Source organism: Amycolatopsis sp. cg5, from assembly GCF_041346955.1.
GTDB lineage: Bacteria > Actinomycetota > Actinomycetes > Mycobacteriales > Pseudonocardiaceae > Amycolatopsis.
In genome coordinates this window covers 4547112-4570718 of the sequence record NZ_CP166849.1, presented here as the reverse complement: position 1 = coordinate 4570718, position 23607 = coordinate 4547112, and the positions used below count along the sequence as shown (strand labels likewise).

At 67.8% G+C, this 23607-nt stretch carries 22 protein-coding genes and 1 pseudogene; 16 read left to right on the top strand and 7 right to left on the bottom strand.

Going from position 1 to position 23607, the window contains the following annotated elements; genetic code table 11:
• Positions 1-73 precede the first annotated feature (73 nt).
• The 8 genes from AB5J62_RS20480 to AB5J62_RS20445 all read left to right on the top strand — a co-directional run bounded on the left by AB5J62_RS20480 (position 74) and on the right by AB5J62_RS20445 (position 7901).
• A complete protein-coding gene (locus tag AB5J62_RS20480) occupies positions 74-658 on the top strand; it encodes a TetR/AcrR family transcriptional regulator (RefSeq protein ID WP_370949902.1) in 585 nt (194 codons plus the stop codon).
• Positions 659-916: 258 nt separating this feature from the next.
• Positions 917-1702: a cupin domain-containing protein gene (locus AB5J62_RS20475; protein ID WP_370949901.1), complete on the top strand. Its 786-nt coding sequence runs from the start codon at positions 917-919 to the stop codon at positions 1700-1702.
• Between the two features lie 5 nt (positions 1703-1707).
• Positions 1708-3486, top strand: coding sequence for an asparagine synthase (glutamine-hydrolyzing) (gene asnB, locus AB5J62_RS20470; RefSeq protein WP_370949900.1), 1779 nt, complete (start codon positions 1708-1710; stop codon positions 3484-3486).
• Entirely contained in the window at positions 3486-4520 is a 1035-nt protein-coding gene (locus AB5J62_RS20465) for a PrpF domain-containing protein (RefSeq protein WP_370949899.1), read from the top strand. The genes asnB and AB5J62_RS20465 overlap by 1 nt, the downstream gene beginning before the upstream one ends.
• Positions 4502-5608: an acyl-CoA dehydrogenase family protein gene (locus AB5J62_RS20460; RefSeq protein ID WP_370949898.1), complete on the top strand. Its 1107-nt coding sequence runs from the start codon at positions 4502-4504 to the stop codon at positions 5606-5608. The genes AB5J62_RS20465 and AB5J62_RS20460 overlap by 19 nt, the downstream gene beginning before the upstream one ends.
• Positions 5596-6966 (top strand): dihydroorotase family protein, encoded by a 1371-nt coding sequence (locus AB5J62_RS20455; protein WP_370949897.1) that lies wholly within the window; start codon positions 5596-5598, stop codon positions 6964-6966. The genes AB5J62_RS20460 and AB5J62_RS20455 overlap by 13 nt, the downstream gene beginning before the upstream one ends.
• On the top strand, positions 6966-7433 hold the full coding sequence (locus AB5J62_RS20450; protein WP_370949896.1) for a flavin reductase family protein: 468 nt from the start codon (positions 6966-6968) through the stop codon (positions 7431-7433). The genes AB5J62_RS20455 and AB5J62_RS20450 overlap by 1 nt, the downstream gene beginning before the upstream one ends.
• Positions 7434-7445: 12 nt before the next feature.
• Complete coding sequence (locus tag AB5J62_RS20445) at positions 7446-7901, top strand: luciferase family protein (protein ID WP_370949895.1); 456 nt, start codon at positions 7446-7448, stop codon at positions 7899-7901.
• Here AB5J62_RS20445 and AB5J62_RS20440 read toward each other — a convergent pair.
• From AB5J62_RS20440 to AB5J62_RS20430, 3 genes are all read right to left on the bottom strand, one after another.
• Positions 7892-8296: a hypothetical protein gene (locus AB5J62_RS20440; RefSeq protein ID WP_370949894.1), complete on the bottom strand. Its 405-nt coding sequence runs from the start codon at positions 8294-8296 to the stop codon at positions 7892-7894. The two genes, AB5J62_RS20445 and AB5J62_RS20440, sit on opposite strands and share 10 nt — an antisense overlap.
• A gap of 110 nt (positions 8297-8406) precedes the next feature.
• Complete coding sequence (locus tag AB5J62_RS20435; RefSeq protein WP_370949893.1) at positions 8407-8643, bottom strand: hypothetical protein; 237 nt, start codon at positions 8641-8643, stop codon at positions 8407-8409.
• A 91-nt stretch (positions 8644-8734) separates the two neighbouring features.
• Positions 8735-9301 carry a PadR family transcriptional regulator gene (locus AB5J62_RS20430; protein ID WP_370949892.1) on the bottom strand — a complete coding sequence of 189 codons (567 nt, stop codon included), beginning with the start codon at positions 9299-9301 and terminating at the stop codon, positions 8735-8737.
• Positions 9302-9363: 62 nt separating this feature from the next.
• Between AB5J62_RS20430 and AB5J62_RS20425 the strand changes: the two genes are divergently transcribed.
• From AB5J62_RS20425 to AB5J62_RS20415, 3 genes are all read left to right on the top strand, one after another.
• A complete protein-coding gene (locus AB5J62_RS20425) occupies positions 9364-9762 on the top strand; it encodes a nuclear transport factor 2 family protein (protein WP_370949891.1) in 399 nt (132 codons plus the stop codon).
• Positions 9759-10520: an SGNH/GDSL hydrolase family protein gene (locus tag AB5J62_RS20420; RefSeq protein ID WP_370949890.1), complete on the top strand. Its 762-nt coding sequence runs from the start codon at positions 9759-9761 to the stop codon at positions 10518-10520. The genes AB5J62_RS20425 and AB5J62_RS20420 overlap by 4 nt, the downstream gene beginning before the upstream one ends.
• A 135-nt stretch (positions 10521-10655) precedes the next feature.
• Positions 10656-11186: a snapalysin family zinc-dependent metalloprotease gene (locus AB5J62_RS20415; protein ID WP_370949889.1), complete on the top strand. Its 531-nt coding sequence runs from the start codon at positions 10656-10658 to the stop codon at positions 11184-11186.
• A gap of 410 nt (positions 11187-11596) precedes the next feature.
• Here the strand turns inward: AB5J62_RS20415 and AB5J62_RS20410 are convergent, their stop codons facing one another.
• The gene (locus tag AB5J62_RS20410; RefSeq protein WP_370949888.1) at positions 11597-12118 is read right to left on the bottom strand and encodes a hypothetical protein; all 522 of its coding nucleotides are present in this window, start codon (positions 12116-12118) and stop codon (positions 11597-11599) included.
• A gap of 253 nt (positions 12119-12371) precedes the next feature.
• Here AB5J62_RS20410 and AB5J62_RS20405 point away from each other — a divergent pair, with 253 nt between their 5' ends.
• Positions 12372-13607, top strand: a complete 1236-nt coding sequence (locus tag AB5J62_RS20405; protein ID WP_370945720.1) for an IS4 family transposase — start codon at positions 12372-12374, stop codon at positions 13605-13607.
• Between the two features lie 435 nt (positions 13608-14042).
• Here AB5J62_RS20405 and AB5J62_RS20400 read toward each other — a convergent pair.
• Together AB5J62_RS20400 and AB5J62_RS20395 are read right to left on the bottom strand one after the other, a co-directional pair.
• Positions 14043-14915: pseudogene (locus AB5J62_RS20400) on the bottom strand (NAD(P)-dependent oxidoreductase); the annotation flags it as partial.
• The gene (locus AB5J62_RS20395; protein ID WP_370949887.1) at positions 14891-15763 is read right to left on the bottom strand and encodes an NAD(P)-dependent oxidoreductase; all 873 of its coding nucleotides are present in this window, start codon (positions 15761-15763) and stop codon (positions 14891-14893) included. The pseudogene AB5J62_RS20400 and the gene AB5J62_RS20395, both read right to left, overlap by 25 nt.
• Positions 15764-15838: 75 nt before the next feature.
• Here AB5J62_RS20395 and AB5J62_RS20390 point away from each other — a divergent pair, with 75 nt between their 5' ends.
• Positions 15839-18940: a BTAD domain-containing putative transcriptional regulator gene (locus AB5J62_RS20390; RefSeq protein WP_370949886.1), complete on the top strand. Its 3102-nt coding sequence runs from the start codon at positions 15839-15841 to the stop codon at positions 18938-18940.
• Here AB5J62_RS20390 and AB5J62_RS20385 read toward each other — a convergent pair.
• The gene (locus tag AB5J62_RS20385; protein WP_370949885.1) at positions 18933-19451 is read right to left on the bottom strand and encodes a lytic polysaccharide monooxygenase auxiliary activity family 9 protein; all 519 of its coding nucleotides are present in this window, start codon (positions 19449-19451) and stop codon (positions 18933-18935) included. The two genes, AB5J62_RS20390 and AB5J62_RS20385, sit on opposite strands and share 8 nt — an antisense overlap.
• Positions 19452-19940: 489 nt before the next feature.
• Here AB5J62_RS20385 and AB5J62_RS20380 point away from each other — a divergent pair, with 489 nt between their 5' ends.
• Genes AB5J62_RS20380 through AB5J62_RS20370 form a run of 3 tightly spaced genes read left to right on the top strand, consistent with a single transcriptional unit; the run spans position 19941 to position 23598 of the window.
• Positions 19941-21695, top strand: coding sequence for a non-ribosomal peptide synthetase (locus AB5J62_RS20380; protein WP_370949884.1), 1755 nt, complete (start codon positions 19941-19943; stop codon positions 21693-21695).
• Positions 21692-22429, top strand: coding sequence for a thioesterase II family protein (locus AB5J62_RS20375; RefSeq protein ID WP_370949883.1), 738 nt, complete (start codon positions 21692-21694; stop codon positions 22427-22429). Before AB5J62_RS20380 ends, AB5J62_RS20375 begins: the two co-directional genes overlap by 4 nt.
• Complete coding sequence (locus AB5J62_RS20370) at positions 22417-23598, top strand: cytochrome P450 (protein ID WP_370949882.1); 1182 nt, start codon at positions 22417-22419, stop codon at positions 23596-23598. Before AB5J62_RS20375 ends, AB5J62_RS20370 begins: the two co-directional genes overlap by 13 nt.
• The last annotated feature ends 9 nt before the right edge of the window (positions 23599-23607 follow it).

Below are 23607 nucleotides of genomic sequence, written 5' to 3'. Positions count from 1 at the left end.
GTTTTTAGGTCGTCAGATACACGAAGCCTGCGCTTATCTTGACCGCTCGTTACACCAGAGCTAGCCTGGAGTCATGTCCCGCGTCCGCGAGTTCGACACCGACGAGGTCGTCCAGAAGGCCATGGAGGTCTTCTGGACGCACGGCTACGAGGGCACCTCGATCCAGGACCTCGCCGAGGCGACCGGACTCGGCCGCGGCTCGCTCTACGCGGCCTTCGGCAGCAAGCACGGGCTGTACGAACTCGCGCTGCAGCGCTACGTCCTGCAGACCACGGACGCGACGCGGCGCGCGCTCATGCGGCGCGAGCCGATCCGCAAGGTGATGCGGGACCTGCTACTCGGCAGGCTCAACAGCTCACTCGAGGTACCGGGGCGCCCAGGCTGCCTACTAGTCATGGCGATCACCGAGCGGGTTCCACATGACGAGGCGACGAACCGCATCGTCCGCGACGCCATCGGCGCGTTGCAGGACTCGTTCAGCGCGACGCTGTACATGGCGCGGAGCATGGGCGAATTGCCGGTGGAGACCGACGTTCCGACATTGGCGAACTTTCTGGTCACCATGATTCAAGGACTGCGGATCATGAGCGCGGTCAGCACCGACCTCTCGGCACTCGAGCAGGTCATCGATGTGGCTTTGGTCGCAATTCCCGAATAGAAGTTGCGCGTCCGTTTCACGCCGGGTCGTGAGTGTTGCCAACGGTTCTAGCCGTCGGCAACACTCACGACCCTTTTCTTATGCGACAAAGTAACTTGACCTCGTTTAGCCGACATAAGTATCACTCATACGGACCAGCGCCCTCGCTTTGCACTTCTTCGCGTCACTCAGTACGGTGAAATTCGAGAGCAAGAAAATCACCCATTAGAGGTATTGCTACTCGATCATCAAATGACCCCGAAACCGATGGGATCCGGGATGCTTACCGAACAAATCCAAGGGACGATCATCCGTACCGCGGATTTCGTCTTTTCACCTTTCGACTGGGGCCGGGTGGCCGAACCCGTCGGCCCGATGCTGGGCGCGCACAAGGTCACCCTGCTGGTCGTCGAAGTCGCGCCGGGAAAGACGTGGCGGCTCGGCTGGGCGCTGGAGGAAGAGAACGTCGCGGTCATCTTCGACGGCTCCGGCCACGGTGACGTCACCGCGCACCGCACCCAGGTCAGCCGCGGTTCCGCGCTGCACTCCCCCACCGGCAAGACGCTCGAACTCGAAGCCGGGCCGGACGGGCTCACCGCGTACGTCTGGCGGACCAGGCTCGAAGGCGGCGAGCCGGCGGGCAGCGATCCCAGGCTGGACAACGAATTGTGGAACGACCAGTTTCAGTTGCACGGGTTCGCCGGCACCGGTGAAGTCCAAGCCGACGAGCGCACCGCGGTGATGAACTTCCTGTTCTGGCCGGGATCCGGCAGCGCGCGGCTGTGTCTCCATTGTGGAATCCAAGACCCCGGCCAGACCTTCAACGTCCATCAGCATCCGGACAGCGAAGAGGCGTTCATCGCCTTCGAGGGCGACGGCCAGATGTACCTGATCGACCGCTGGCACGACGTCAGTCCCGGCGACGTGCTGTTCGCCGCGCCCGGTGTCCCGCACGGCACCAGGAATCCGGACGACAGCACGGCCAGGTTCGCCACCTGCGGCGGCCCGACGCCGTTCGACCCCGTCCTCTATGCCCGCGCCAACGTTTCCGCGGAGGTGAAGTAGTCACCATGTGCCGGATATACGGACACCTGGGCGGCAACCTCGCCCACCATCATCTGCGAGCGGTGTCCGCGCTGCAGCGCCACGGCGGGCCGGACGCCCGCTTCAGCGCCGCCGGCGACGACTGGGCACTCGGCAACAACCGGCTGGCGATCATGGACCTCGACGGCGGAGAGCAGCCTTACCCGCTCGGCCGCGACATCCAGGTCGTGTTCAACGGCGAGCTCTACAACCACAACGAGCTGCGGCAGCGGCTGCACGCACTGGGGTACGTCTTCCACGATCACTGCGACGGCAACGTGTTGCCCGCGCTCTATCACCACTACGGGCTCGAGTTCGTCGAGCACCTCGACGGCATGTACGCGGTCGCGATCATCGACCTGCGCGCCGAGCCCAAGCTCGTGCTGGCCACCGATGAAGCCGGGATGAAGCCGCTCTACTACCACTGGGACCGCCACGAACGGCAGCTCTACTTCTCCTCCGAGCTACCCGCGCTGCTCAGCGTGCCTGGCCTGAGCTGGGACGAGTCGCTCAGCGGGCTGGACGCCTATCTGACCACCAAGACCCCGTTCGGCGAGCAGACCATGTTCGAGCAGGTCCAGGTGCTGCCGCGCGCCGCCACCGCGGTGTACACAAGGGACGGCGGCCTCAGGATCGACCGGCGCGCCAAGCGTGATTTCCCCGTGGTGCCAACGGATCTGGAGACGGCAGGGCAGCGCGCGCAGGACACGTTGCGCACCGAGACGCACCGTCTGGCGCTCGCCGACGTGCCGATCTCGACGATCACCAGCGGCGGGCTGGACTCCAGCCTGGTCACCGCACTGCTCGCCAAGAAGGTGCCGCACGTCCACGCGTTCAACATCGCCTACACCGGCGACTGGCCGTTCGACGAGAAGCGGTACGCCCGTGAGGTCGCGCAGCTCAGCGGCGCGCGGTATCACCAGATCGAGGCCGATCCGGCCGAGTTCCCGAAGCTGATGGACGAGGTCGTCTGGCATCTCGGCCAGCCGAACGCCGACCCGATCACGCTGAGCACCTACCTGCTCTTCCAGGGCGTCAGCGAAGCCGGGTTCAAGGTCACGCTGTCCGGTGACGCCGCCGACGAGATCTTCGGCGGGTACGGAAGGATCAAGAAAGCGCTCACCGACGGCGACCAGTGGGACCGGAACTACGTCGACGCGCTGGCCGCGATCCCGTCCGCGACGCGGAACGCTCTGTACACAGAGGACTATCGGGATTACCTGCGCGACAACGGATCCGAGTTCGACCGGATCGTCGGGCAGCTGCGGGCGTCGTCGAGCGACCGGCTCGCGGCGATCACCGAGTTCGAAGTGGACCAGCGGCTGCCCGCGTATCACCTGCGCCGCGTCGACCACCTGAGCATGGCGCACTCGGTCGAGGTGCGGCTGCCGTTCTGCCAGACCTCGGTCACCGATCTCGCGCGCGGCCTGCCGACGGACCTGCGGGTGCGCGGCGACGAGGTCAAGCGCACGCTGTACGCCGCGGCGCGCGGCCTGGTGCCGGACTCCGTGCTCAACCGTCCGAAGCAGCCGTTCACCTTGCCGATCACGGCGATGCTCGCCGACGGGCAGCCGCTGCTCGGCTACGCACGGGACATGCTCGCGAGCGGCCACGACGGCAGGCTCGACGCGCAAGCCGTCGAAGGGCTCATCAAGACCCAGATGGCGAACCCGAACGACGAGTCCGCGCTCGCCATCTGGTCACTGCTGATCCACCGGATCTGGACTCGGCAGATCACCTGTCAGGGGGAAAGGAGGGCGGCCTGATGCTCGCCCACATCGCACACGCGCAAGGCGCGCCGAGCTCCACCCTGGTGCTCACCGCCGAGCGCCTGCCCGAAAACGAAGGCGATCTCGGCTGCGCGCTCACCGACGCGCTGCGCTGGCTCAAGGACCAAGGCCTCGACCGGATCACCAAGATCGCGCTGATCGGCCAGTCCGAGCACCCACTGTTCGATTTGGACTATCGGTTCGTCCAGGTGCTGCCCGGCGACCCGCCGCGGTTCGACTTCCGGGGCAGCTGCGGGCATTCCGTGCTGTCGTCCGTCGTCGTCGCCAGCAGGCTCGGCTGGATCGGCAAGCTGGCGCCGGAGCACCGCGTCCGGGTCCGCGTGCTCAACACCGACGACCACGTGGTCTGCGAGGTCGACGAGTGCGTGCGTGACAAGACCACGTTCACCGCGCACTTCCTCAATCACCCGTCGGTCGCGCTCGAGGAACTGCTGCCGTTCGGCGAGACCACCACGGACCTGCCGTACTCCGGCGGCACGATCCGGGTCAGTGCCGTCTCGGTCGGCAACCCGTACCTGTTCATCTCCGGGCACGACCTCGGCGTCGACACCAAGGACGAGCTGTTCGCCGACAACGCCGAGCTGTTCGACACGATGACCGCGATCCGGCGGTCGGCGGCCGCGCAGTACGGCTGGCCGGTCGACGGCGCGTTCCCCAAGGTCGCGGCCGTCATCCCGGACGGGGACGACAAGCTCGCCGTCCGCGCGGTCTCGGTGCCGTCGTGGCATCCGACGCTGGCGCTCACCGGCGCCGTCTGCCTCGGCGCGGCCAGGCAGATCCGCGGCACCATCCCGTACCAGCTGGCAGGCGAGCAGTGCGACGGCCCGCTGGAGATCCGCACCAAGGGCGGCATCACCACGTCCGCCGCCGCCGTGTCCGGCCATGACCGCGACAGCAGGCTGTCGTGGGTCAGCGTGCCGCACAAGGCGGTCGCGTTCAGCGGCGAGGTGACCATCGATTCGCTCCGGCCCCACGTCCGCAAGGAGGACACATGCCTGCTCTCAAGCTGACCATCGGCGAGGACGAGCTGATCGACGTGCTCACCGAGCACGCCGTGGCCGCCGACCAAGCCGGAAAGCCGTCACCGGAAGTGCTGCGCGCCGTACGCGCGTCGGCGTTGCCCGCGCTGACCGTGCCGAAGGAATACGGCGGTGCGGGCGGCGACGGGCTGGCCGTCAACCGAACCATCGCGCGGATCGCGTACCACGATCCGTCGACGGCGATCATCCTGTTCCAGCACATGGCCGTGTGCAGCCGGATCGCCGAATGGGGCAGCCCGGCGCAGCGCGAGGACCTGCTCCCGAAGCTGGCCACCGGCGAGTGGCTGGCGGCGTCGGCGTGGAGCGAGTCCGGCGCGGGCGCGGCGAAGAAGAACCTGGCGACCATCGCGGACGAGCGCGAGGACGGCTGGTCGATCAGCGGCGGCAAGGCGTTCACCACCGGCGCCGGGCTCACGGACGTCTACCTGGTGCTCGCGCAGACGACGCAGGTCGAGGACGACTCGGCGTACGGGTCGAGCGGGCAGAGCTTCTTCCTGATCCCGGCGACGAACCCGGGCATCGAGCCGGATCTGAGCCTGGACCTGGTCGGCATGCGTGCCTCGGCGACGGGGTTCGTGGAGCTCAAGGACTGCCAGGTCGGCGTCGACGCGCTGCTCGGGCCGACGGACACCGCGAGCACGATCATCGCGGGCGTGCGACGGACGGGCGCCTCGCTCGGCGCGGTCTCCGTCGCTATCGCCGAGGCCGCCTGGGATCTCGGATTCCAAGCGGCGCAACGCAAATCGCTGCTGGACCTGCAAGCAGTCAGGCACCGGCTGGTCGACCTGCGCTCGCGCGTCGAATCGGCACGCGCGTTGGTCGAACGGGCCGGACGCGGGGAAGCGTCCGAACCGGGCGACGTGACGTTGCACAGCAAGATCCACGCGTCGCAGGCGTGCGAGGAGGTCGTCGCCGAGATCGCGCGGATGCTCGGCAGCGCGGGCTACGTCGTGACGAACCCGATCAACCGGATGGCGCGCGACGCCCGCGCGGTCGCGCTGATGGGCCCGACGAACGACCTGAGCCGGGAGTTGGTGAGCATGCCATGGGCGGCGTGACCTACGACCTCGTCGTGCGGGGCGGCAGGCTGGCCGACTCCGGCGACGTGCGTGACATCGTCGTGCGCGACGGGGTGATCGACGACCTCCTGCCGGCCGGCAGCGGCGCGCAGGGCCGTGAGGTGATCGACGCTTCCGGCCGGTATGTGCTGCCGGGGCTGATCGACTCCCACGTGCACTTCCGCACACCGGGGCTGACGGAGAAGGAAGAGTGGGCGTTCGCGTCCCGCGCGGCCGTGGCAGGCGGGATCACCACGGTGATCGACATGCCGAACACCAAGCCCGCGACGTTCACCCCGGCCGACGCGCGCGACAAGGACGCGGCAGTGCGCGGCACCAGCCTGGTCGACTACCGGTTCCACGCGGGCGTCGACCCCGATCAGGTCGACCGGCTGCTCGACTTCGCGCCCGCCGAGGCGACGTCGGCGAAGGCGTTCCTGACCGGGCATCACACCGCGCCGCACGTGCTGCGCGACCCCGCGCGGCTGGACCGGTTGTTCCAGATCGCGCGGGAGAAGGACCTCCGGCTGCTGTTCCACGCGGAGGACGACGACGTGTTCAAGCTGCTGGACCAGTGGCAGGGCTCGCCGCCGGAGTACCGCGACTACGAGCGGTTCCGGCCGCGCACCGGCGGGATCGTCGCGGTGGCGAAGCTGATCGACCTGGTCAGGCGGCATGGCACGGCGATTCACGTGCTGCACGTGTCCAGCCGCGAGGAGGCGGATCTGCTGACCGCGGCCGGTGCGGCCGGGCTGCCGGTGACCTGGGAGGTGACCGGGCACCACCTGTCGTTCACCACCGACGACACGCGGCGGTACGGCTCGCGGATCCGGCTGAGCCCGGCGATCCGCGAGCAGGCGGACCAGGATCGCCTGTGGGAAGCGGTGATCAACGGCGAAGTGTCCACTGTGGGCAGTGACCACGCGCCGCATCCGTTCAGCGACAAGGTCCAGCCGCCGCCGGACGCCCCACCGGGTCTGCCAGGCGTGCAGGAGCTGTTGCCCGGACTGTTCACCGGGCTGCGGCGCCGGCTGCCGACGGCTTCGGACACCTCGCTGCTGCGGATCGTCATCCGGCTGCTGGCGTCGGAGCCCGCGCGGCTGTTCGGCCTCGACCATCGCAAGGGACGGATCGCGCCCGGTCTCGACGCGGACCTGGTGCTGTTCGATCCCGAGGCGAACTGGTCGCTCACCGATGTCCAGGCCAAATGCGGCTGGACGGCGTACGCGGGCTGGCTGTTCACCGGACGCGTCGAGCGGACCGTGCGGCGCGGCGAGACCGTCTACGCGGGCGACGGCGTCTTCGGCTCCCCCAGCGGCGAATGGCTCACGCCCGCGCTGGTGCGGGGAGGTGCCTGATGGAGGAGTTCAAGGAGGCCATGGCGGCACTCGCCGGCGGCGTCTGCGTGGTGACGGCCGTCGACGCCGACGGCGCGCCGCGCGGGTTCGCGGCCACCTCGGTCACGTCCGTCTCGATGCGGCCGCCGATGCTGCTGGTCTGCCAGTCGAAGTCATCCGGCTCGTACCCGGTGTTCGCGAACTGCGAGCACCTGACGGTCAACGTTCTCACGGCCGACCAGCACGAACTGGCCGGACTGTTCTCGACGCCGGGCGCCGACCGGTTCACCGGAACCGGGTTCGTGCCCGGCCCGGAAGGCACGCCGGTGCACCCCGACGCGCTCGCGAGCGTCGAATGCCGGCTCCGCGAGACCGTCGACGCCGGTGACCACAGCGTGCTGATGGCCGAGGTGCTGTCCGTGCGCACTTGCCCCGGCGAACCGCTGATCTACCACGACCGCCGCTACCAGCGGCTTTCCCAAGACTGAAGGAGACTCGCGATGTTCGACCTGCCTGTCCGTCCCGGCCCGGAGCCGCGCACCCGCGGTCCGATCCCGCACGGCCAGCTCAACCAGATCTCGCCGACCACCATGCAGGAGGAGCTGTGGCAGCGGATGCGTTCGCTGCCCGGCGTCTACCTCGCGCCGACCCACGTGCCGTACCCCGAGGCGCGGGCCATCCACCTGGCCCCGGAGTTCGGCACCGGCCCCGACGACGCGTTCATCAAGCGCAGCCGCGAGTTCGCGCACCTGCATCCGCAGCAGGACGGCAGCCTCCACATGACGCTGCCGCGGCTGGTGAAGAAGGAGGTCACCGAAGCGGGCTGGGGTATCCCGCACCCGATCCAGAACACGCAGCTGGTCTACGGGCCGCGCGACCGTGAGGAAATGGAGACGGTGTGGAAGATACTGCTCGAGTCCTACGCGTACGCGCGTGGCAAGAGCACTCAGGTGTGAACGACCTTGATGGCCGTCGCCTCTTGAACACCGGCCTTGGTCAGGTTGCCGAACGCCGACGCGACGGAATTGGCGGCGAAACAGTAACCCGGTGTCGGATTTCCGCCGCAATAGGCGTTCGGTGAGCCCAGGCTGACCGACCACGGCACCGCCTGCGCCGCGCAGGTGATGGTCGTGCTGCCCGAGCCATTGGCCATGTGCATCACGATCTGGATGGCATTCACCGAAATGGTGGCCGTCCCGCCGGGCGCGGCGCAGGTGGCGGTGCCGAAGACCTGCAGAACACCGTACGGCCAAACGGAAACGCCCGCGTTCTCGTCAATGGTCAGTGTCGCCGCGGCGGCCGCCGGCCCGGCCGTCGAAACGAGCGCGGCCATGGTCATCGCCGCGGTCAAGGCAATTCCTGACTTTCTTCGAATAGGCATCCCAAAACCATAGAGCGGTTTCACGGGATGTCAGGTGCGCCGCCTGGAGCAATTGCGCGGCGCACTCGGTCTTCGCCGGTTCACGCGGCTTCGAGCAGCGCTCTGCCTGATTCCGTCAGCCGGACCGGTCCCGGTGAGATGGCCGCGATCAATCCGGCTTGAACCAGCCGCGGGCCGACGAACTGGTCGCAGCAGCCGATTCCGTCGATCACGAGCGAACCGCCCGCGCAGCCCGAGATCTCGCACCGGCCTGCCGCGACAGCGCGGAGAACGGAGCGGTCGCGGTGGCTGATCGCGGTGATGATGGTGGCGTTCATGGTGGTTCTCCTTCCGGCGTCTCTGGTAATGCCGTCGATTCGAATACGCCTCAATCGACACCGGAGTTCGGGAAATCCCGTTCCTGATCGGTCAAGAAGGCCGCTTTTTCGCCCGATCTCGCAGAATCGTGGCCGCCCGAACACACCACGTGTGGTGTTCCTGCTCGAACTGACGGCCGCGCAGACAGGTCAGATAAGGCCCGATCGGCTCACCGCGCCGAAGGAAGGTCTCCTCGTCGAGGTCGCCACGCAGCTGCCGCAGGAGCTTGTCCAGGAACTCGAGCTTCGCGGCGGCGGCCGCGGCCCGCTCGTCCAGCTGCGCGATCACCGGCTCGGCGTCGATGTGGTCGACGGCCTGCACCTTGACCAGCAGGTCGTCACGGATGAACGACGGCTTGGAATCGGCGGTCGCGAAGCGCGCGAGTTCGGCCGTGCCCGCCTCGGTGACGGTGAACAGCCGCTTGTTCGGCCGGGCCTCCTGGACGACCTGGCGCCCGCTGATGAGGCCGTCCTTCTCAAGCTTTGTCAGCTCCAGGTAGAGCTGCTGGGGCTGGGCGTACCAGAAGTTGGCGACGCCCACGTCGAACGCCTTGGCCAGCTGGTAGCCGCTGTACTCCCCGGACAGCAACGCGGCGAGCACCGCATGCCGCAGCGCCATGGTCGGACTCCTCTCAAGCTGGACGCGGTCCATCATAGTCATGTATATGAGTACTCATGGAAATGAGTAAGACGACCGACCGCTTCCGTGAGGCCGCGCTGAGCGGTGACCACGCGGCCATGGAACCGCTGTTCACGCCGGACGCGCGGATGTTCAGCCCGGTGAAGTTCACCCCGTTCGAGGGCCGCCCGATGATCCTCGGCCTGCTCGGCGTGCTGCTGCGCACGTTCGAGGGCTTCCACTACGTCGGCCAGTTCCACGGCACCGACTCGGACGTGCTGGAGTTCCGCGCGACCGTCAAGGGCACGGAGATCCATGGCATCGACCTGTTCCGCTTCAACGACGAAGGCCTGATCACCGAGCTCACGGTCATGGTCCGCCCACTCTCGGCGGTCACCGCGCTCAGCGACGCGGTACTCGCCGGCCTCGTCGCCGACGGCTTGGTGCCGGCGCCGAAATGAGCCTCTACCAGCGCTACGTCGCGCTCGGCGACAGCCAGACCGAGGGTGTCGGCGACGGCGACGACGTCTCCGGCCTGCGCGGCTGGGCCGACCGGCTCGCGGAACGCGTCAGCGACGGCAATCCTGGGTTCCAGTACGCCAACCTGGCCGTCCGTGGCCGCCTCTCGGGTGAGGTGCGCGCCGAGCAACTCGAAGACGCTCTCGCACTGCGCCCCGACCTGGCCACGGTCGTCGCGGGCGTCAACGACCTGCTGCGCCCCCGGTTCGACGCGGCCGAGGTGGCCGGTCATCTGGAGGCCATGTTCGCGGCGCTCACCGAGTCCGGCGCCCGCGTCGCGACGGTCACGTTCCCGGACATCACCAGGATCATCCCGCTCGCCCGCCCGGTCCGCGGCCGCATCCACGACCTCAACGACCGCATCCGCGCCGCGTCCGCCCGTCACGGGGTCGCCGTCGCCGAGATCGCGTTGCACAGCGCCGTCGCCGACCGCCGTTTCTGGGCAGAGGACCGCTTGCACTGCAGCCCGCCCGGCCACGCCTTGATCGCCGACGCGGTAGCGGACGCCCTTTCCCTTCCCGGCAGCGACGACTCCTGGACCCGGCATCCCGCGGCCGTGTCGGCTCCCGCTTTCTCGCTGGCCGCCGAACTCGGCTGGGCAGCGACTTTCCTGGGACCGTGGCTCGGCAGGCGCCTGCGCGGACAGTCCTCAGGCGACGAACGCACGGCCAAAAGGCCCGCACTCAGTCCCATTAGCTGACACGCATGCGTTAGTCAAGGTTGGTAAATCACCACCACGGGAACAGTACGAAAGTTGGATGCCTCTCCTTCGCCCGGAATTTAGATTCGCTGCCAACACAGGCGAATCCCCTGTCCTGGCAAGGAGAATCCCCAGATGTCCAAGAAGACCTTCTTCACCGGAGCCGCGGCGCTCGCCGTCATCGTCCTCCCGCTCACCGCGGGCATGGCAACGGCGGCACCCGCGGTCACCACCGTCTACTACGACGCATCCGGCGCGCCCAGCTTCGCCTCCGCCATCTCTTCCGGCGCCGCCAACTGGAACAAGGCCGTCTCCAACGTCCAGCTCAAGCCGAGCTCGTCGGGCGCGACCTTGCGTTACGTCGAAGGCAACGACCCGCAGGGGTCCTACGCGGACACCGACGGCCACGGCACCGGCACGATCTTCATCGACTTCACCCAGGCCAACCAGTACGACATCGTCCGCATCACGGCGCACGAGACCGGCCACGCACTCGGCCTCCCCGACCACTACGAAGGCCCGTGCTCGGAGCTCATGTCCGGCGGCGGCCCCGGCCCCTCCTGCCACAACGCCAACCCGAACGCGACCGAGGCGTCACGCGTGGAGTCCTTGTGGGCCAACGGCTTGGTCTCGAACCGCGCCGGAACCCAGCGCATCTACGGCTAAAAGCTCGTGCGCGTTGCGGGCGGTTCTAACCCAATGCCGGGAAGTTAAGGATCGGGCGGGTTGGTCGAGTCCGCTGTCGGGCGGGTGTCGCGCAGGTCGGTTGAACGTTGCGAACGGGGAGTTTGTAACGCTGGGCGAGACATGAGCCCCGTTCAGGCCGTCCACACCCACCCAAACAGCGGACAAATAGGATATCGCGGTCATGATTCTGCGGATTGAGTCCTGCGTGGACGGTGGCTGGCTTGCGATCGAGCCGTTGACGGTGAGTCCAACCTGTCGCGAAATCCGAGTTTGGGCCATCCACTGGCCCAAACTCGGATTTCGCGTGCTCACGCATCGCTTGACAGTGCAAGCCAAGCCTTAACTACCCGGCATTGGGTTCTAACCGGCGAAAACACTCACGACTCTTTTTAGGGAAACCCGGGCACGCCGGAGCTGCTCGGCGGGTCGACCTTGGTCGTCGCCGGAGGCGAGCTGGGATTCGGTGCACTGCTCGACGGCATCGACGGCGTCGGTGACGTCGGTTTGCTCGACGTTGTCACCGGCGTCGTCTTGCTCGACGTCGGGGGTGTTGGCGCATTCGCGTAGGCCGCGTAGCTGAACACGATCTCGCGATGCGCGTACGGCGCCCGTTTGCCCGTCATCGCCCGCACCTCGAAGGCCGTCTGCGTGTAGCTGCCCCGCACGACGCTCAACGAGTACGCCTCATCACCGGCCCCGATGACCGGCGTGACGACGACCGCGACCGGCACGGCCCCGAGCAGATGCGAGACGTCGCAGACTCCCGCAGCATCGGTCGTGCACGAGCCTTCCGCGGCTTGAGTCAGTGGCGCCGGCGTCGGCCCGGCCGCCGTCGACACCGCCGCGAAGACCGTTGCCGCCGCGACGGCCGCCCCACCCGCGGCCACCATCGCCTTCCTGGTCACGTTCAAGGTTCCTCCCCATTTCGCCGTGGTCAACCCACCGACCGTACCGATTTCGCTTGCGCCGCAAGAGGGTCCCGACTGCTATTGCCGCATAACCGACCACTTTTTGACGACTCCCGAATGGGTCGTGAGTGGTACGGCCGGTTAGAACCCAATGCCACGTAGCTTAAGTTGATCTTGTTTGTGGTGGTGGGTTTGCGGCGTGGCGGTGTGGGTTGTCTGGGGCGGGCTGGTCTGATCGTCGGTTATGAGTTCAGGTGTGACGGTTAGCCCGGATCAGGTGTCGCTGGGTGTGCTGGTGGCGGCGGTGGATCGGGATGTGATCGACGCCGCGATCGCGGCGTGCGGGGTGGGGGCGAAGCGGTCGGATGGGAAGCTGCCGCCGCGTGTGGTGGCGGTGCTGACGATGGCGATGTGCTTGTTCCCCGACGATGATTATGAAGAGGTCGCGACGAAGGTGACCGGGTCGTTGTCGCGGTTCGGGTGCTGGGACGCGTCCTGGTCGGTGCCGACGGCCAGTGGGATCACTCAGGCTCGTAAACGGTTGGGGCCGGTGGTGATGGAGCAGGTGTTCGAGGGTGTCGCGCAGGCGGTGGCGACCTCGGACACGCGTGGTGCGTGGTTGCGGGGGTGGCGGTTGCTGGCGATCGACGGGTTCGAGGTCGACCTGCCCGACACCGCGGGCAATGTGGAGGAGTTCGGGTATGCCGGATCGGGCAAGCACCGCTCGGCCTATCCGAAAGCGCGGGTGGTGGCGCTGGCCGAATGCGGCACGCACGCGTTCCTCGCCGCTCGCGTCGGCGCCTATGCGACGGGGGAGCAAACCTTGGCGCAGGAGCTCTATCCGCGTCTGCTTGCTGATGAGCTGCTGACCGCGGACCGGAATTTCTATAGCTGGGACGCGTGGGACAGCGCCTCACGCACGGGTGCGGCGTTGTTGTGGCGGGCACCGGCGAACCTGGCGTTGCCGGTGGTGCGGGTTCTGTCCGACGGGTCTTATCTCACGGTTCTGATCAACCCGAAGGTCCGCGGAGCGGGCCGTCGTCGTCAGATTCTCGACGCTGCGATGGCCGGGGACCAGATCCACCCCGAGGAGGCGCACCTGGTCCGGGTCGTGGAATACGACATCCCCGACCGCGTGGGCAACGGCACCGGTGAGCTGATCGTGCTGCTCACGAACATCACCGACTCCGACGACGCCGCCGAGGAACTCGCCGCGGCTTATCACCAGCGCTGGGAGGAGGAAACCGCCAATGACCAGCTCAAAACCCATCTTCGAGGGCCGGGCAAGATCCTGCGATCGAGGCTTCCGGAGCTGGTGCATCAGGAGATCTGGGCGTGGCTGACCGTCCATTACGCCCTGAGTGTCCTGATCGCCCGCGCGGCCGAGGCCGCAGATCTCGACCCCGACCGGATCAGCTACAGCCGTGTCCTGCGTATCGCCCGTCGTTCCGCCACCGGCACGGCGGGTTTTTCCCCCTCCGGACTGGACTGACGCACTACCCACGATCCTGGCCGACATCACCGGCAAACCCCTCCCGCCCCGCCGACACCGAACATGCCCACGCGCGGTCAAACGGTTACGCCACAACGCCTACCGCGCCAAGAAACGCACCGAACCAGCCAGCACCCGCCACCCCAGCCCACCCACGATCAGGCTACGCGGACTCACCCGCGCAGCCTGATCAACTCAAGCTACGTGGCATTGGGTTAGAACCGGCCGTACCACTCACGACCCCTGTCTCGAAGGTTGCCTTGGCTGGTGCGCACGGACGGGGCTTTTGTCACGTGCCAAGGGTGGGCCAGCCCGCGCGAGTGGAGGAATTTCTGCACCCAACGGAGCAAACCTTCCACTCGCGCCGAGACTCGAGCGGGTGGAAGCCAATACCGGTCCGCTCGAACCGGCCGTACCACTCACGACCGCAGCGCTTCAGGAGCCCTTCTTGATCACCTCGATCAGGCTCGTCCAGCCCGCCCGGCCGTTCCCGGCCGCGATAGCCCCGTCATAGTGGGACTTCACAGCGCCGGGCAGCCCGACGTCGATGCCCGCGTCCCGGCTCGCCCCGACGATGTGATCGGCCGTGGCCCCCATCATGATCACGTTCGCCTGCTCACCCGGGTACTCCCCCGCATCGATCCCCGCGGCGGCCTCCGTTAGGTAGTACCCCATCATCTCGAAGTTCTCGACGGCATAAGGCACAAAGTCGGCGGCGGCGACTCCCGCCGACCCGACCAGCGCCGTGGCATGCAGGAAAGCCGACAGCGAGGTCAGGAAGATGTCCAGCTGCGCCTGGTAGAACAGCTGCGCCAGCGCTGGATCCTCCCCGCGATAGTCAGGCCGCCCCAGCACCGCCAGAACCGGCGAGACCGAGTCGAAAACCTCACGCGGACCGCTGTAGAACACATAGGACTGCTCCGTCCCGACCAACGGCGACGGCACCATGATCCCGCCGACCACCAATGTCCCACCGCGCGCAGCGACCCAAGCCGCGGCCTCGCGAGTCCGAGATGGAGTGTCGGAACTCAGGTTGACCAACACCCGTCCACTTAGGTCAGCAGAGCCGAGAATGTCATACATGGCTTGATAATCCGTCAGACTCAGCACGACGACGTCAGCCTTCAACGCGTCCGCGACCGTCGCAGCGCGCACCGCGCCCTCTGCCACGATGTCGTCCGCACGCGACGACGTCCGGTTCCAGACCGTCGTGGAGTACCCGTGCGCCAAGAAGGTCCGAGCCATCGCCTGTCCCATGGGGCCCAGACCGATTACCGCAACGTTCACTTTCGCTCCCAGAGTAGTTCGATGACACCAGTGATCGCCTCGGCACCGTGGCCGCCGGCGAGCCGCTGGTCGAAAAGCGGCCGCAAGGGCGCGATCAGCGCGGGGCTGACACCCTCGTCGATGGCCGCCTCCAGCAGGTGCGGGTAGCCCGCCGCCTGCATGGCGAGATTGGACACGACACCGATCGAGTAGTCGCGCTTGTCGATCTGCTCCGCCGCGCCCTCGACGAAGCCGCCCATCGCGGTGAGCCAGCCGCGCAGCATCGGGGCGAACTCCGTCGCCGTCACGCCCGCCGAGCCGACGAGCGCGAAAGCGTGCAGGATCCCCATGAACTGGCCGTACATCGCGCTCAGCAACGCGATGTCCTGCAAAGACGCCATGCCGGCGTCGGTGCCGAGGAAGCGGCTGTCGGCGAGCGCGTCGAGCACCGGCCGGTAGGTGTCGAACACCGGCTGTGAGCCGCTGTACAGCACGAACGCGCCGGGTCGGCCGATCATCGGCGGGACGGCCATGATGCCGCCGTCGAGGTAGTCGATCTCGCGTTCGGCAGCCCAGGCGGCCAGCGAGCGCGCGTGCGCCGGAGTGCCGCTTGTCAGGTTGATAAGCGCCTTCCCGCGCAGCGAGGCCGCAGACGGGCCGAGCGTGTCGTAAACCGAACGGTGGTCGAGCAGGCAGGCGAGTACGACAGGGCTCGCTTCGATGGCTTCGGAGACGGTAGAGGCGCGCGTGGCGCCTTGCGGGGTCGGGCGGTCCGAGCGGTTCCAGACCGTCACCGGGTGCCCCGCGGCGAGGAGGGCGGCCGCCAGCGCGGTGCCCATCGCACCGAGACCCAGGACCGTGACCTGGGCTTTCGTGGTTTCTTCGTTCACGAGGACCACCTTGCCGACGGCCGCGCATGGTTCACGCACGGAAAACTGTCGGTGGGTCGCGCTAGGTTCGATCTTGTGCGTTTCGGAGTGTTGGGGCCGCTGGCCGTGTGGACCACCGAAGGCACCCCGGTGCGGGTGCCCGAGGCGAAGGTGCGCGCCCTCCTGGCGGACCTGCTCCTGCACGAGGGCAAGCCGGTTTCCGCCGACCGGCTGACCGAAAACCTGTGGGGCGCGCACCCGCCCGGCAATCCGGCCAACACCCTGCAGACCAAGGTCTCCCAGCTGCGCCGCACGCTGGAGGCCGCCGAACCGGGCGCGCGCGAGCTGGTCGTCCATCAGCCGCCCGGGTATCTGCTGCGCACGGAGTCCGTCGACGTGCGGCGGTTCCGGCGGCTCATGGCCGAGTCACGCGATCAGGACCCGCGCCGCCGGGTCGCGCTGCTGGCCGACGCGCTCGCGCTGTGGCGCGGGCCGGCGCTGGCCGACTTCGCGGACGAGCCGTTCGCACTCGAGGCCGCGCGACGGCTCGAAGAGGAGCGGCTGGCCGCGTTGGAAGACCTCGCCGAGGCGAAGCTCGAACTCGGCGAGCCGGTGGGCGGCGAGCTGGGTGACCTAGTCCGCAGGCATCCACTTCGAGAGCGCCTGCGCGCGCTGCACGTGCGCGCGTTGTACCGGGCCGGGCGGCAGAGCGAGGCGCTCGAAAGTCTCGGCGAGCTCAAGCATCAGCTCGCCGAGGAACTCGGCCTGGATCCCGGGCCGGAGATCGTCACGCTGCACCAGGCGATACTCGAACAGGACCCGGCGCTCACCCCGTCCCCTCGCAGCAGCCTGCCCGCTCCGCTGACCGAGCTGGTCGGCCGTGCCACCGCGGTCGAGGAGCTCCGGGAGCTGCTCGCCGCCGGCAGGCTGGTCACACTGACCGGGCCAGGCGGGGTCGGCAAGACCAGGCTCGCGCTCGAACTCGCCAGGGCGGTCGAGGCCCGCCATGCCGACGGTGCCCGGCTGATCGAGCTCGCCGGGCTCGATCACCACGTCACGAACGCCGTCGCGGACGCGCTCGGCATCCGCGAGGCACCGACATCGGGGTCGTTGCGAGATCAGCTGACGGACGCTGTGCGGGACAAGGAGATCCTGCTCGTCTTCGACAACTGCGAGCAGGTGATCGAGGAGGTCGCGGAGCTCGCCGATCACCTACTGGCCGCGGCGCCGCGACTGCGGATTCTCGCCACCAGCCAGGAGCCGATCCGGCTCGCCGGTGAAACCGTGTGGCCGGTTCCGCCACTCGACGAGTCCAGCGCCGTGCGTTTGTTCGTCGCACGCGCGGGGCCAGGCTTCGCCACAGGCGATGCCGAGACTGTTGCGGCCATCTGTCGGAGGCTCGACGGTCTGCCGCTCGCGCTCGAACTCGCCGCCACCAGGGTTCGCGCGCTCGGTGCCGCCGAACTGCTCACCCGGCTCGACGACCGTTTCCGGCTGCTCGCGGCCGGAAACCGCGGCACACCGCCCCGCCACCAGACGTTGCGCGCGATGATCGACTGGAGCTGGGAGCTGCTGGGCGAATCCGAACGGGCACTACTACGGAGGCTGGCCGTTCACCCGGAAAGCGCAGGCCTCGAAGCGATCGAAACCGTCTGCGGCGGCGAAATCGACGTGCTCGCGCGGCTCGTGGACCGGTCACTCGTCGTGGTCACCGAGGGACCGCGTTATCGGCTCCTCGAATCAGTCGCGGCATACAGCATCGAGCGACTGCATGAATCCGGCGAATTCGACGAAGTCCTCAGTGGACACCGCCACTTCTACACCGAACTCGCCGGGCGGGCCCGGCTGCGCGGTCACGAGCAACGGCAGTGGCTGGCTCGGCTGGACGTCGAATCGGCCAACCTCCGGACCGCGCTCGAAAACGCGGGAGCCGCCGAGGCACTCAGGTTGGCCGACGCACTCGCCTGGTACTGGTACCTTCGCGGGAAGCTCAGCGAGGGCCATCGGTCGCTCACCGCCGCGCTCGCGGCGCCCGGCGAAGCGCCTGCCGCGCTGAGAGCCCGCGTCTCCGCCTGGCAGGCCGGGTTCGCAGTCCTGCTCGGCGATGGCGGCGACCTCAACGCTCAGGCTCGGCGAGCGCTCGCGCTCTTCGACGAGGCCGACGACCCGGCAGGCCTGGCGCGGGCGGAATGGTTCCTCAGCGCCGGGTTGCTCGGTTCCGGCGATCTCACCGCCAACGAGGAACTTCTCGACCAGGCGCTGAGCCGGTTCCGTGCGCTCGGCGACGAATGGGGTGTCGCCGCGGCGCTCAGCACTCGCGCCGCGTTGGCGCGCCCACGCGGGGATCTCGCGGCGGCCGAACGGGACGGTGAGCAGAGCCTCGCGGCGTTTCGCAGGCTCGGCGATCGCTGGGGTCAGCTCAAAGCAGCTGACGTGCTCAGCTCGCTCGCGGAGATCGAGGGTGATTACGAACGAGCGGCCCGCCTGCATCGCGAAGGTCTGCGCAGCGCAGAAGAACTCGGGCTGCGCATCGAAATGTCGTACGAGTTGTCAGGACTCGGCCGGATCGCACTGCTCGCAGGCGACTATGACCGAGCGGAGACGTTGCACCGCCGCGCGATGCACATCGCCACCGAGCATTCGCACAAGCGCGGCATCCAGTTCGCCGAGGTCGGCCTCGGGCTCACCGCGCGCAGGCAAGGCGAACTCGACCGTGCGGAAGCCCATCTCCGCGCTTGGCTCGACTGGTGCCGCGAGATCGACGGCGACCTCGGTGTCGCGCTGATCATGGCGGAACTCGGGTTCATCGAGGAACTGCGCGGCGTTCCCGGCGCCGCGCTGTCGTTGCAGCTGGAGGGTTTCGCCGCCGCACGCGCGACGGGCGATCTCCGTGCGCAGGCGTTGGCTTTGGAAGGTCTGGCGGGCGCGCAGGCAATCGCCGGCGAGCACATCGGTGCCGCACGCCTGCTCGGTGCGGCTCACGCGGCACGCGAGTCCGTCGGGGCGCCGTTGCCCTCGGCGGAACACGGTGACATCGATCGGATCGCTGCCACCGCAAGGGAAACACTCGGCGAAGGCGAGTACGCCGCACAGTTCGAGCTGGGCCGGAAACTGTCCCCCGACCAGGCACGGGCGGAACTCGCACGGCCCGGCGAAACCGTCGAGGGCTCCGCCGGGGCCGTGCGGGCGATCAGCTGATGTTCAGGTCGACGCAGGCGTAGAACGCGTTGGCCGTGTCGCCGATGTTCCAGATGGCGAGCAGCTTCTGCTTGCCCTTCACGCCACCCATGTTCACCTTGTGCGAAACGGTTTTCGGCGGCACCTGGTTGTTGTCGTTGATCAGGCCGACGCGCTTGCCGCCGACGTAGTACTCCCAGGTGCTGGTGCGGTGCGCGGCGGTCAGCTTCCACGTGAAGGTGACCGACTGACCGACACTGGTGACCTTCCAGCCCTTGTTGTTGTCGTCCAGCTCGGCGAAGCGCGCGTTGCCACCACTGCAACTGCGCAGGCCCTTGGGGCCTTCGACGCTCTGCGGTTCGTACTTGATCTCACCGCATTTCGGTGTGCCGGCAGCACATTGCGCCTGCCTGCTCGGTGGCGACGAGATGTAGCCGTGCGCGAAGGCAGGCGCCGACGGTACGGCCACCATGAGCAATGGAACGATACCTGCACCGAAGGCGGCGGCGGTGAGTTTGCGTTTGAGACTCATATCAGCTCCATTCCACACACCCAGAGCTGTGGTTCCCAGTGGGCGGATCTGAGACGGCACCGGAGACCACTTGCCTGGATCCAACCGATGTGGTCTAGACCACACCGGCGAGCGGCACTCTCGTCAAGAGTTCACCATCGGCGATCATGGTTCGTCATATTATTTCGAAATAGGCGGGTGAACTCGGCACCACTGCCAAAAGACCACATTTCCGGCCGAAAATCACGTCTGACAGCGAGACATAAATCGACATTTAACGATTAGTCCGTCCGTTGACAGTAACCCTCACCCAACTGGAGTAGTTACCTTGAATGGGTGAGTGATGATCAGCGGCCACAGGAAATTCTCGCCACCCCGTTGCCTGTCAGCGGGAATGCACGTAGTTTGACGCCGTTCAACGCTCGATCAAGGCGCTGCTCGCGATTTTGGGGGCGAAAGCAGCGCCTTCAGTCATTTGTCGGCAAACCCCAGGTGAGAACAGGAAACGGAATGACGCACGCCGCCCTGCCCATGGGCCAGGCTGGACCAGGAGTGTCCAGACTCTTCGGCGCGGTGGACCACTGGTCCAGCCGGACACCCACCGCGCCGGCCTTCGCCGCACCCGACGGGTCACTCGATTTTCACGGTCTCGCGCTGCGAACGCGATCGATCGTGACGGCGCTGGCGCGAGCCGGCGTTGGCCCCGGAACTGTTGTCGCAGTGACAACCGGCCGATCCAGGCTGGCCGCATCGTCGCTGCTCGCGGTCTGGTGGCTGGGTGCCACCGCCGTCCCGATCGACGATCGGAACCCGGCCGAGCGCATCGCTTACCTGCTCGGCGACGCCGGAGCCGAGGTGCTGCTGGCGCACGATGTGCCGCCCTTCGCCGCGGACTCCGAACTGCCGGTGATCGCCCCGGAAACGGCGGCGGAGCCCACTCCGCGATCGCCTGTTCTCGCTGATCGGGACAGTTGCGCCTACCTCATCTACACGTCCGGCACCAGCGGAAAGCCCAAGGGCGTCGAAATCAGCTACGCGGGCTTGGGCGTATTCCTTGACGCGCTGTCGACCATTGGTCTCACTCCGGGAGGAATGGGGCTGAATCCGCTTTCTCCTGCTTTCGACGGGTGGCTTTGGTGCACTTTTCTGCACTTGTTGCACGGTCAGGGCACGGCGATCGTGGACCTGCACGCCGACGACGGCGACCCTGTCGATCTCGCCGCGCGAATCGCCGCGATCGCCCCGCGCACGGTCTCGCTGACGCCGTCCTTGATAGCGCCCTGCATTGACGCGCTGACCAGCGTCGAAGTGGTCGTCGTCGCCGGGGAAAGGTGCCCGAAGGTGTTGGCCGATCGCCTTTCGGAACGCCATCGGGTGCTCAATGTCTACGGGCCTACCGAAACGACGATCGCGGCCACCTGGTCCGATACCGCGCGTGGCGACGATGTCTCGACCATCGGAACCCCGCTGCCCGGCTACTCCGTCCGTGTGCTCGACGACAACGGGAAATCCGTGCCAGCCAACACGATCGGTGAGCTCTACCTCGGCGGTGACGCTGTCGCGCTGGGCTACCGGAATCTTCCGGACTTGACTGCGGAGCGGTTTGCCAGGATCGACGGCGAGCGTTTCTATCGCACCGGCGATCTCGTGGTGGCCAGAGAGGATGGTCAGCTCGAGTTCGCCGGACGCTGCGACGAACAGGTGAAGGTGCGCGGGTTCCGCATCGAGCTGGCCGAGATCGAGCAGGTCGCCGCCGAACTACCGGCCGTCACCGCGGCCGCCGCCTTCGTGCTCGAATCGGGTGAGACGGTCGGGCTGGCCGTCACGGTCGCGGACGGCCACGACCTGACGAAGGGCAACGCGCTCATCCGCGAGCACTGCCGCGCCAGGCTCCCGGAGCACATGGTCCCGTCGGTCGTCGACTTCATCCCGGCTTTGCCGCTGACCGCCAACGGCAAGGTCGACCGCGCCGAACTCGCGCGCGCGGCGTCGGCCGCACGGCAGTTCACCGGCCGGGCGCCGAGCACTCCACGCGAAACCGAGGTCTGCGCGATCTGGAGCGAACTGCTCGAACAACCGATCACCGACGTCGACGCCGACTTCTTCGAGCTGGGTGGCCACTCGCTGCTCGCCGCGCGGATCGTCGCGGCGCTGCGCCAGGCCACCGGCCTCAAGCTGTCGATCCCGGTGCTGCTGGCGAACCCGACCCCGGCGATGCTGGCCGAGGAACTCGACCGCCGCGCCACCGAGGAGGTGGCGTCGTGAATCCCGAGTCCTGGCTCGTCACCTGGCACGCCGAAGCGGCGGACCGGCCGACGCTGCTCTGTCTCCCCCACGCGGGCGCGGGGTGCGGGCGCTACCGCCCATGGCAGGACAAGCTCGGCGACGCGGTCTCGGTGGTCGGCGTGCAACTGCCCGGCCGCGAACACCGCTGGTCACAGCCCCATCCCTCCTCAATGGACGAGGCCGCGGCGCAGGTGGTCGACGAGATACTCGCGCTGACGTCTCCCGAGCAGCCGCTGGTGGTGTTCGGCGAGAGTTTCGGCGGCCTGTTCGGTTACGAGCTGACCAGACGTCTCGGCCTCAAGGACCGCGCACCGTCCGCTTTGGTCATCGCGGCCTGCGAGCCCCCGCACCTGTGGGCGACGACCGAGCATCTGCGCCGCGACGACGACGCGCTCAACCGGCTGCTCGACGCGGGCCAGGTCGGCATGGAGGATCTTGACGAGGACAGCCGGGAGTTCGTGCTCGACATCCTGCGCCGCGACGCGCGGCTGGTGTCCACTTTCGTCACTCCCGACGAGGTCGCCGTCCCGTCGCCGATCCACGCCTGGGGTGGTGAGACCGACGACATCGTGACGGCGCGGCATCTCGACCAGTGGGACCGCTACACGACCGCCGGGTTCGCCAGGCGCCAGTTCCCCGGCGGGCATCTGTTCAGCACCGAACAGGTTCCACTGACGTTGCCGCTGCTCGGGGGCCTGCTGTGCTCGATCTGACCGACGATCTGTCCTTTGCGGACACGGGTTTCCTCGCGCACATGGCTTGGTTGCGCGAAAACGACCCGGTGCACTGGCATCCCCTCCCGGACGGCGGCGGCTTCTGGGCGGTCACCCGCTACGACGACGCGCTCAGCGTCTACCACGCGTCGGACGTGTTCAGTTCCAGATTCGGGATGCGGATCGGCACGAACCCCGACGCGGTGGCCGCGGTGACCCAGCGGATGCTGATCGTCTCGGACGCGCCAGACCACACGCAGCTCAAGAAGGTGCTCTCGAAGGCGTTCGCGCCGAGCGAGATCCCGCACGCGGAAGAACTCACCCGCGGGATCGTCCACACGCTACTCGACGAGGCCGTCGAAGCGGGCGAGGTCGACCTGGTCGAGGTCGCGAGACGGCTGCCGACGCGGGTGGTGTGCGCGCTGATGGGCGTGCCACGCGAGGAGTGGGACTGGCTCGGCGGCACGATGAACGACGCGTTCGAAGGCGAGGACGAGGAGGCCCGGCTCTGCGCGCACGCGGAGATCTTCTTGTACTTCACCGAGTTGGTCGCGCAGCGCCGGGCGAACCCCGGTGACGACTTCGTCAGCCGCATCGCACACGACCAGCGCTCGTCGCCCGACGGGAAACGTCCGCTCACGGACGAGGAGATCATCGTCAACTGCAACGGCGTGCTGGCAGGTGGCAACGAGACCACCCGGTATTCCGCGGCGGGCGCGGTGCTCGCGTTCCTCGATCACCCCGATCAGTGGACCCGGCTACGCCAGAGCGGTCCGGCGTTGCTGCCGTCGGCCGTCGAGGAGGTCATGCGCTGGACCACGCCCGGCGTGCACGTGCTGCGCACGGCGATGACCGCGACCCGGATCGGTGACACGGACATCGGCGAGGGTGATCGCGTGACCATCTGGAACGTGTCGGCCAACCGCGACGAGAAGGCCTTTCCCGACGCGGACCGGTTCGATCTCGGCCGCACACCGAACCGCCATCTCGCGTTCGGCGGCGGGCGGCACCAGTGTCTCGGCACCCGCCTGGCCCGCATGGAGGTCTCGATCTTCCTCGAAGAACTCGCCTCGCGGGTCGCCTCGATCGAGCTCATCGGCGAGCCGAAGTACACCGCGTCGAACTTCACGTGGGGCGTGCGCGAGCTACCGGTGCGGCTCATCCGCTGACTGAAAAAG